This window comes from Sphaerisporangium perillae (assembly GCF_023276435.1).
Lineage (GTDB): Bacteria > Actinomycetota > Actinomycetes > Streptosporangiales > Streptosporangiaceae > Sphaerisporangium > Sphaerisporangium perillae.
Genome location: NZ_JALLPO010000061.1, coordinates 35,768 through 43,700, shown reverse-complemented (window position 1 = coordinate 43,700; position 7,933 = coordinate 35,768). Strand labels below are relative to the sequence as shown.

Sequence of the window (7,933 nt, the reverse complement as noted above, 5' to 3'; positions counted from 1 at the left end):
GGGCAAGTCTCCCTGGGGCATCTACGTCGGCAAGGCCGCCTACGTGCACTACGACTTCGGCGTGTACGAGGACTACGACAGCGACTACGCCTTCGTCACCGTCTACAACGGCATCACCTACGCCGGCAACGAGGAAGTCTCCAAGGCCAAGTGGAACTCCTGGGGCGGCGAGAAGTTCCTGGACAAGGAGCGCGTCGACGAGAAGACCTACCTGGCGTGGCTGGGCAAGGGCGGCGAGGGTGAAGTCAAGCCGGCCGTCAAGACCGAGACCGTCGGCCCCGACTACCCCGGCGCCGTCTTCGCTCCCGCCGAGGTCAACAAGGCCACCTACGACGCGGCCCCCGGCCTCGATGTCAAGCAGCCGGGCGCCAAGGCGTTCACCAAGACCGAGCAGGTCACCGAGTCGCAGTGGACCGCCTACAACGGCCTGGGCACCAAGACCAAGGACGCGTCCGGCAACTTCCTGATCACGACCTACTACGTCAAGGCGTGGGTCAAGCCGGGCGCCGACGCTGAGTACTACATCTTCCACTACGTCATCATCTACGTGAAGGACGCCGGTCGCCTGGGCGACAACGTCGGCGGCCAGGGCTTCACCTGGAACCAGAAGGTCGGCCAGCCGGTCTACGTCTTCGGTTACCCCGCGGGCGCGCACCCCGACGGTGACAAGCCGTTCACCGGTGTCACGCCGAAGTGGTGCTACGGCAAGACCTTCGCCGCCGCCGCGTCTGCCAAGTTCAAGGCGGAGGCCCAGGTCGGCCTCAAGTGCTCCATGACCGCCGGTTCGTCGGGTGCGCCGTGGATCCTGAAGTACAGCAGCACCAAGCGTCTCGGCTACATCAACGGTGTCACCAGCCTCATCGGCGACGCCGACGCCAACGGCCGCATCGACTTCAGCACCTCGCCGTACTTCGACGGTGAGACCTACGCGATCTACAAGGCCGCTGCGAACCTGTGGTCCGGCTCGATCGTCACCAAGGACGGCGACACCACCACCAAGGCCTGACGTTCTAGCCAGCTAGAGCAGTCAACCTCATAGCAGGGCCCGGCACTCGTGCCGGGCCCTGTGCTCTTTACCGGATGCTTGGCAGGGCTACAAGTGAGATACGTCACATCGCGCAGGCCGCCGGATGCTCGCAGTTCGCGTACCCCCTGAGCATTGGACCGATTTCACCTGTGCGAGTCCGGGTGGCAGCCCGTCCCGTGGGCGCCCCCTCAGGACGTCCGGGTGGGCCGTGAGGCCGACTCCCCGTTGAGCGTTACAGCCCATTCCTCGTGATCAGACCGATAGGTTCTTACTGTCCCTTTTGGGACCAGTGGGGCAGGGGTCACCTCCTGCGGCAGAACAAGGAGTCTCATTGAACACCCGAGTCAAGCGATTCATGCTCCCTCTCGGTGGCGCCGCCGTCGCCACCGGCATGATCGCGGTATCCCTCACTGCCAGCGCCGCCGCCACCGCGGCCGCGCCGGCCTCCGACGGCCTGTCCACCTCCAAGGCCGCCGCCATGGATACCCTGAAGTTCTGGACCGCCAGTAACGGCAAGGCACTCAAGGCCGCCACCAAGTTCACCGAGGACGCCGCGGTGAAGGGCAAGATCCGGCTGGGCGGCGGCGACGCCGCCCCCGACGGCAAGACCGGCGTCGTCCCGCCGATCGGCCAGGAGAAGGTCGTCCCCACCCGGGTGAAGAACGTCAACCTGCCGCGGACCATCGGCAAGGTGTTCTTCCGCCTCGACGGCCAGCTCTACTGGTGCTCCGGATCGTCGATCCAGGGCAAGTACCGCAACCTCGTGGCGACGGCCGGTCACTGCGTCTACGACACCGACGCCAACCGCGACACCTTGGACCGCTGGGTGTTCGTCCCTGCCTTCTACCAGGGCAAGGCGCCGTTCGGCATCTACGTCGGCAAGTCGGCCTACACGCACTTCGACTTCGCCAACTACGAGGACTTCGACAGCGACTACGCCTTCGTCACCGTCTACAACGGTGTCGAGCCGTGGACCTGGAAGGATGTCGGTCGCCTGGGCGACAACGTCGGCGGCCAGGGCTTCTCCTGGAACCAGAAGATCGGCCAGCCGGTCTACGCGTTCGGCTACCCCGCCGGCCCGCACCCCGACGGCGACAAGCCGTTCACCGGGCTCACGCCGAAGTACTGTTACGGCAAGACCTCCGCGGCCGGTCCGGTCTCGGCGTTCAACGCCGAGGCGCAGATCGCACTGAAGTGCTCGATGACCGCGGGCGCCTCCGGCGGCCCCTGGATCACTCAGTACAGCAGCACCAAGCGCGTCGGCTACATCAACGGCGTGACCAGCCTGGTCGGCGACACCGACGGCAACGGCCGGTTCGACTTCGCCACCTCGCCGTACTTCGACGGCGAGACCTACGCGATCTACAGCGCGGCCTCGAACCTCGCGTCCGGCAAGATCGGCAAGTGAGCGCGGCATGACGTCCCGCGCCGGCTGAGCACGGCGCGGACGGGAGGCCCGGCTTCGGCCGGGCCTTTCGTGTTTTCAACCTCACCACTCGGTGAGGTTCTCCTTGCCAAATATCCCATCAAGTGCCCCTCTGTCCGATTAATGAGTCACCTCATATGGCAGAGGTAAAGAAATCACATAGGCTCGAAATCATCCCCTTTGGGACGCATGGGACACAAGTGGTGTTTCATGTCAGAACAAGAGGAGCTATATGAATACTCGAGCAAAGCGCCTCATCCTCCCTCTGGGCGCCGCCGTCACCGCCACCGGCATGATCGGCGTCGCCCTCACCTCGTCTGCCGGGGCCTCGGCCAAGCCCCAGCCGACGAGCGTCTCCCTCGCCTCCAGCAAGTCCAAGGCGAGCGACACCGCGAAGTTCTGGAGCGCGAACGGCGGCCGGCAGCTCAAGGCCGCGACGCGCTATTCCAACGACGACTCGGTCAAGGGGAAGGTCAAGTTCGGCGGGAGCGACGCCGCCCCCGACGGCAAGACCGGCACCGTCCCGCCGATCGGGCAGGAAAAGGTCACCCCGACCAAGGTGAAGAACGTGAACCTGCCGCGCACCATCGGCAAGGTGTTCTTCCGCGTCGACGGAAAGCCGTACTGGTGCTCGGCGTCGTCGATCCAGTCCAAGTACCACAACCTGGTCTCGACGGCCGGTCACTGCGTCTACGACACCGACGCCAACCGCGACACCCTGGACCGCTGGGTCTTCGTCCCCGCCTACTACCAGGGCAAGGCGCCGTTCGGCATCTACGTCGGCAAGTCGGCCTACACGCACTTCGACTTCGCCAACTACGAGGACTACGACAGCGACTACGCCTTCGTCACGGTCTACAACGGCATCAACGTAGGGACCTGGAAGGACGCCGGGCGCCTGGGCGACAACGTCGGCGGCCAGGGCTTCGCCTGGAACCAGAAGATCGGCCAGCCGGTCTACGCGTTCGGCTACCCCGCCGGCCGGCACCCCGACGGTGACAAGCCGTTCACCGGTGTCACGCCGAAGTGGTGCTACGGCAAGACCAAGGCCGCGGGCGTCACGGCCGCCTACAAGGCCGAGGCGCAGATCGCGCTGAAGTGCTCCATGACCGCCGGCTCCGCGGGCGGTCCGTGGATCGCCAAGTACAGCAGCACCAAGCGGCTGGGCTACGTCAACGGTGTCACGAGCCTCATCGGCGACTCCGACGGCAACGGCCGGTACGACTTCAGCACCTCGCCGTACTTCGACGGGGAGACCTACGCCGTCTACCGCAAGGCCGCCAACCTCTGGTCCGGCTCGATCCGCTGAGCGGACCCACGGGCTGAGCTCCATGCCCTGAGCGGCAGCACAGAGATCCACGACCGGCCCGGCCCCAGAGTCAACTGGGACCGGGCCGGTCTCTCGTTGTGGCGACACGCCCTCGGTGTGGGCCGCGTTCAGGGCGCGTCAGGGCGCGTCAGGGCGCGCTCAGGTGGGGGTTCAGACCGCGGCTCACCGCGGCTCAGGCGGGGGTTCAGACCGCGCTCAGGCGGGGGTTCAGGCCGCGGGTGCCAGTTCCCTGCTGCGCTGTACGAGGGTGGCCACCACCGGCTCCCTGCTGAGCGGTTCCAGCCGCCTGCGCAAATCGGCGACGTAGGACCTCGTCCGTACGGACTGCAGGCCGGCCGCCAGGTCGAGCGCGGAGCCGCCCACCTGGCAGGCCTCCTCGACATCGCCGCACAGCGCATGGGCCGAGGCAAGCAGGGACAGGTTGAACATCCGCCCGCGGACGTACCGCCCGTCCATGTCCAGGGACCGGCGCGCGTACCGCACGGCCTGGGTGCCGTCGCCCAGATCTCTGAAGCAGTGGGCGTACTTGGCCGCGAGGTACGCCTCGTCGAAGTAGCGGATCCACTCGGGCTCCTGCTCGGGACGGCGGCGGTCGAAGGCCAGGTCGGCCTCGTGCAGCGCGAGGGCGCAGGCCGCGCCGTCGGACAGCTTGGCGTGGGCGTGGGCCTCCAGCACGTACGCCTCGGCCAGCAGGGAGGGGACCTCGGCGCGGCGGGCGGAGACCTGGGCCGCCCTTGCCAGATCGAGGGCGTGCCGTGGCCGTCCTATATATATGGCCTGGTGCGCCATGCCGGCGAGGATCTCCCCGCCGAAGCCGTGGTCGCCCGCGCCGCGCGCCAGGCTGAGCGCCTGGATCAGGTGGCGCTGTGCCAGCCCGTGCTGCTCCAGGTCGTAGGCCATCCATCCGGCGAGGCGGGTCACCTCGGCGGCGGCCGACGCCAGCGCCCTGCCGGTCGCCTCGCCGTAGATGCCGTCCTTCAGCAAGGGGGCGACCGCCGAGTCGAGATATCTGACGACGGCGGGACGCACCCGCCCGCCGCCGAAGCGGTTGTCGAGCTCTCCGAAGGAGCGGGTGACCTCGCGGATCGCGGCGATGTCGGGTGCGCCGACCTTACGCACCCCGGCGGCCTGAGGCCTGCCCTCGATGGGAAAGGTCAGCCATCGCAGGGCTCCCGCCGAGCCCGCCCCGACGGCGAAGGCGGAGTCGAGCAGGAACCTGCGCCGCTGCATGTCCGCCCTCCATAGTGCTGTCACGGTCTCGACACCCTCCTGCCACGAGTGTGGGAATTCCTGTCCGAGGTCGAGGGGCGTGGCTCCCCCCGCCATACCGAGGTCCTCTGTGGTGACGGGCCGGCCGAGCCGCAACGCGAAGATCTCGGCGAGCAGCGCCGGCACCGGGTCGCGCGGCTGCTGGCCGCCTATCCAGCGCGACACCGAGCTGTGGTCGTACCGGAGGCCGATCAGGCCCCGCGCGGCTCCAAGGTCGTTGAGCCTGCGGGCCAGCCCCTTGTGGGAGAAGGCGGCCTCGGCGATGAGATGCCGGAGGAGGAGGTTGGGCTCGCGTCGCATCGCTCTTTCCCCAAGGAGGACTACGCGGATGGTGGTGGTGGTCACTCCGCCGCAAGCCCCCCTGCGCGCATACGCCCCTCGCGCTCGCACTCGTCCGGCCGGTAACGGAGGGTTTTTGTTATAGCACGATGCGTGACTCGGTGTGGGAATTCCCAAGAGTTTGCCAAGAGCGATATCTCATGGTGAAGGCTCGGCATTTCGGCGGGGATGTCTGCCGGGAGGGATGGCGCGCATACGTCAGGGCGCCGGAGCCCCGTGTGCAGGGGGCTCCGGCGCCCTGAGCCGCTATGACGCCTCGGTGATCAGTGCCCGGGCGGGTTCGGCCCTACTTGCGCGCCACGCCGTCGAGGCGGGCCTGGTCGGCGACGGCCTGGACGACGGCCGGGGCGACACGCTGGTCGAACGGGCTCGGGATCACGTAGTCCGCCGAGAGGTCGTCCCCGACGACGGCCGCGAGGGCGTCCGCGGCGGCGACCTTCATGTTCTCGGTGATCGTGGACGCGCGGACGTCGAGTGCGCCGCGGAACACCCCGGGGAAGGCCAGCACGTTGTTGATCTGGTTGGGGAAGTCGGACCGGCCGGTCGCGACGACGCGGGCGTGCCTGCGGGCCACCTCGGGGAGCACCTCGGGCGTCGGGTTGGACAGGGCGAACACGATCGAGTCGCTCGCCATGGCGGCCACGCAGTCTTCCGACATGGTGGAGCCGGACAGTCCGATGAAGACGTCGGCCCCGGCCATCGCCTCCTCGGTGGAGCCGGTGAAGCCCGCGCGGTTGGTGTCGCGGGCGAGCGCCTCCTTGAAGGGGTTCAGACCTTCGCGGCCCTCGTAGATCATGCCCTTAGAGTCGGAGACGGCGATGTCGCCGATGCCGGCGTTCAGCAGGATGCGGGTGACGGCCACGCCCGAGGCTCCGGCGCCCGCGACGACGGCCCGCAGGTCGCCGAGGGAGCGCCCGGTCAGGCGGGCGGCGTTGCGGAGGGCGGCCAGCACCACGATCGCCGTGCCGTGCTGGTCGTCGTGGAAGACCGGAATGCTGAGGAGCTCGCGCAGCCGGTTCTCGACCTCGAAGCACCGGGGGGCGCTGATGTCCTCCAGGTTGATGCCGCCGAACGACGGCGCGAGGCGCACCACCGTCTCGACGAGGGCGTCGACGTCGGTGCAGTCGAGGCAGATGGGCACCGCGTCGACGTTGGCGAACTCCTTGAACAGCAGCGCCTTGCCCTCCATGACGGGCATGGCGGCGGCGGGGCCGATGTCGCCGAGGCCGAGGACGGCGGTGCCGTCGGAGACGACCGCGACGACGTTGGGCACCCAGGTGTACTCGTTGACGAGGTCGGGCTGGTCGGCGATCGCGGTGCAGACCCTGGCCACACCTGGTGTGTAGGCGAGCGACAGGTCGTCGGCGTTGCGGACCGGGACGGTCGAACGGACCTCGAGCTTGCCGCCGCGATGCATGGCGAAAGCGGGATCGAGATCGAGAGTTTCGAGAGAAGCGGAGAACGGCGTGACTGCCACAGCGACCCCTGTGTCGTAAGGACGGATTCCTTCGGTAGACGCCGCAGGCGAACGAGGGCCCAGGCTTCTGTAGCCGCCCGGCGGCCGTCGTCGTTGACGGTCGTCTCTTGAGGGGGTACGGGGGTCACCCGTTGCTTGATTGTGCCACACCTCGGGACGCCTGCTGATGTTAGCTGTGCCACAGATAGGTGGCCGAGGACCGACCGCCAGACGCCCCAAACCGGACATATCACTACTTCTCCCCCTTGCTCCGGACTCTTACCCGGACACTCCGGCCGTGATGCCCCCGGCCATGCCCGAGACCCGCACGGCACCCACCCGTAGGCGGCCCATGACCTACCCCGCCCCCGGCCCGGGCGGCCCTGTGGCCTCCACCGCCCGCGGTCCCGTGGCCGGTCCCCGTCCGGGCGGCCGTCGTCCGTGTAATACTCGGTATGCCGAACCGTCTCTTACAGCTGCGGGACTCCACGTGGACCTGACCTCCTACGCCGAGCTGGCGGTGCTGCTGGTCAACAGCGAAGACGCGCTCGACTCGCTGGAAGGCGCGCGGCGGTTCCTCCTCGAAGCCGGCCGGGGCGAGCAGTCGAGCCGCCTCACCCGCGCCGACCTCGAAGCCCTGCGCGAGCTGCGCCGCGAGCTGGCCGCCGTCTTCGCCGCGGCGGCCCGCCACGACGAGGACGGCGCCGTCGAGCGGCTGAACGCCCTGCTCACCCGGCATCCGGTGCACCCTAAGATCTCCCGGCACGACGGGCAGCGCTGGCATCTCCACCTCACCGAGGGCGGCCGGCTGTCCGGCGAGTACGCCGCGGGCGCCGTCATGGGCCTCACCGCCCTGGTCACCGAGCTCGGCGTCGACCGGCTCGGCATCTGCCAGGCGGCGCCGTGCCACCGGGCCTACCTCGACACCTCCTCCAACCGGTCTCGCCGCTACTGCTCGGAGCGCTGCGCCACCAGGGCCAACGTGGCGGCCTACCGCGCGCGCCGCCGCCACCTGAGCGGCCACCACGCCTGACACCGCCGCCGCCACCTGAGCGGGGCACCACGCCCGGCACCCCACCAGGGCCC

6 protein-coding genes are annotated in these 7,933 nt (G+C 68.6%); 4 read left to right on the top strand and 2 right to left on the bottom strand.

What is annotated here, in order from left to right:
* The 3 genes from MYF83_RS38495 to MYF83_RS38485 form a co-directional block, all read left to right on the top strand.
* Nucleotides 1–1,006 (top strand): trypsin-like serine peptidase (locus MYF83_RS38495; RefSeq protein WP_504974997.1); only part of this gene is annotated, 1,006 nt, incomplete at its 5' end.
* A gap of 352 nt (nucleotides 1,007–1,358) precedes the next feature.
* Nucleotides 1,359–2,435 (top strand): trypsin-like serine peptidase, encoded by a 1,077-nt coding sequence (locus MYF83_RS38490; RefSeq protein ID WP_248965749.1) that lies wholly within the window; start codon nucleotides 1,359–1,361, stop codon nucleotides 2,433–2,435.
* A 250-nt stretch (nucleotides 2,436–2,685) separates the two neighbouring features.
* Nucleotides 2,686–3,762: a trypsin-like serine peptidase gene (locus tag MYF83_RS38485; RefSeq protein ID WP_248965748.1), complete on the top strand. Its 1,077-nt coding sequence runs from the start codon at nucleotides 2,686–2,688 to the stop codon at nucleotides 3,760–3,762.
* A gap of 228 nt (nucleotides 3,763–3,990) precedes the next feature.
* Here MYF83_RS38485 and MYF83_RS38480 read toward each other — a convergent pair whose 3' ends face one another.
* Both MYF83_RS38480 and MYF83_RS38475 read right to left on the bottom strand, forming a co-directional pair.
* On the bottom strand, nucleotides 3,991–5,352 hold the full coding sequence (locus MYF83_RS38480) for an NsdA family TPR-like regulatory protein (protein ID WP_248965747.1): 1,362 nt from the start codon (nucleotides 5,350–5,352) through the stop codon (nucleotides 3,991–3,993).
* A 325-nt stretch (nucleotides 5,353–5,677) separates the two neighbouring features.
* On the bottom strand, nucleotides 5,678–6,808 hold the full coding sequence (locus MYF83_RS38475; protein ID WP_248965752.1) for an NAD(P)-dependent malic enzyme: 1,131 nt from the start codon (nucleotides 6,806–6,808) through the stop codon (nucleotides 5,678–5,680).
* 529 nt (nucleotides 6,809–7,337) lie between these two features.
* Here MYF83_RS38475 and MYF83_RS38470 point away from each other — a divergent pair.
* The gene (locus MYF83_RS38470; RefSeq protein ID WP_248965746.1) at nucleotides 7,338–7,880 is read left to right on the top strand and encodes a CGNR zinc finger domain-containing protein; all 543 of its coding nucleotides are present in this window, start codon (nucleotides 7,338–7,340) and stop codon (nucleotides 7,878–7,880) included.
* Nucleotides 7,881–7,933: the final 53 nt, after the last annotated feature.

Excerpts from the sequence above, each read along its gene's own strand:
- MYF83_RS38485 (WP_248965748.1), top strand. The coding sequence starts at position 2,686 with ATGAATACTCGAGCAAAGCGCCTCATCCTCCCTCTGGGCGCCGCCGTC.
- MYF83_RS38480 (WP_248965747.1), bottom strand. The coding sequence starts at position 5,352 with ATGCGACGCGAGCCCAACCTCCTCCTCCGGCATCTCATCGCCGAGGCC.
- MYF83_RS38475 (WP_248965752.1), bottom strand. The coding sequence starts at position 6,808 with ATGCATCGCGGCGGCAAGCTCGAGGTCCGTTCGACCGTCCCGGTCCGC.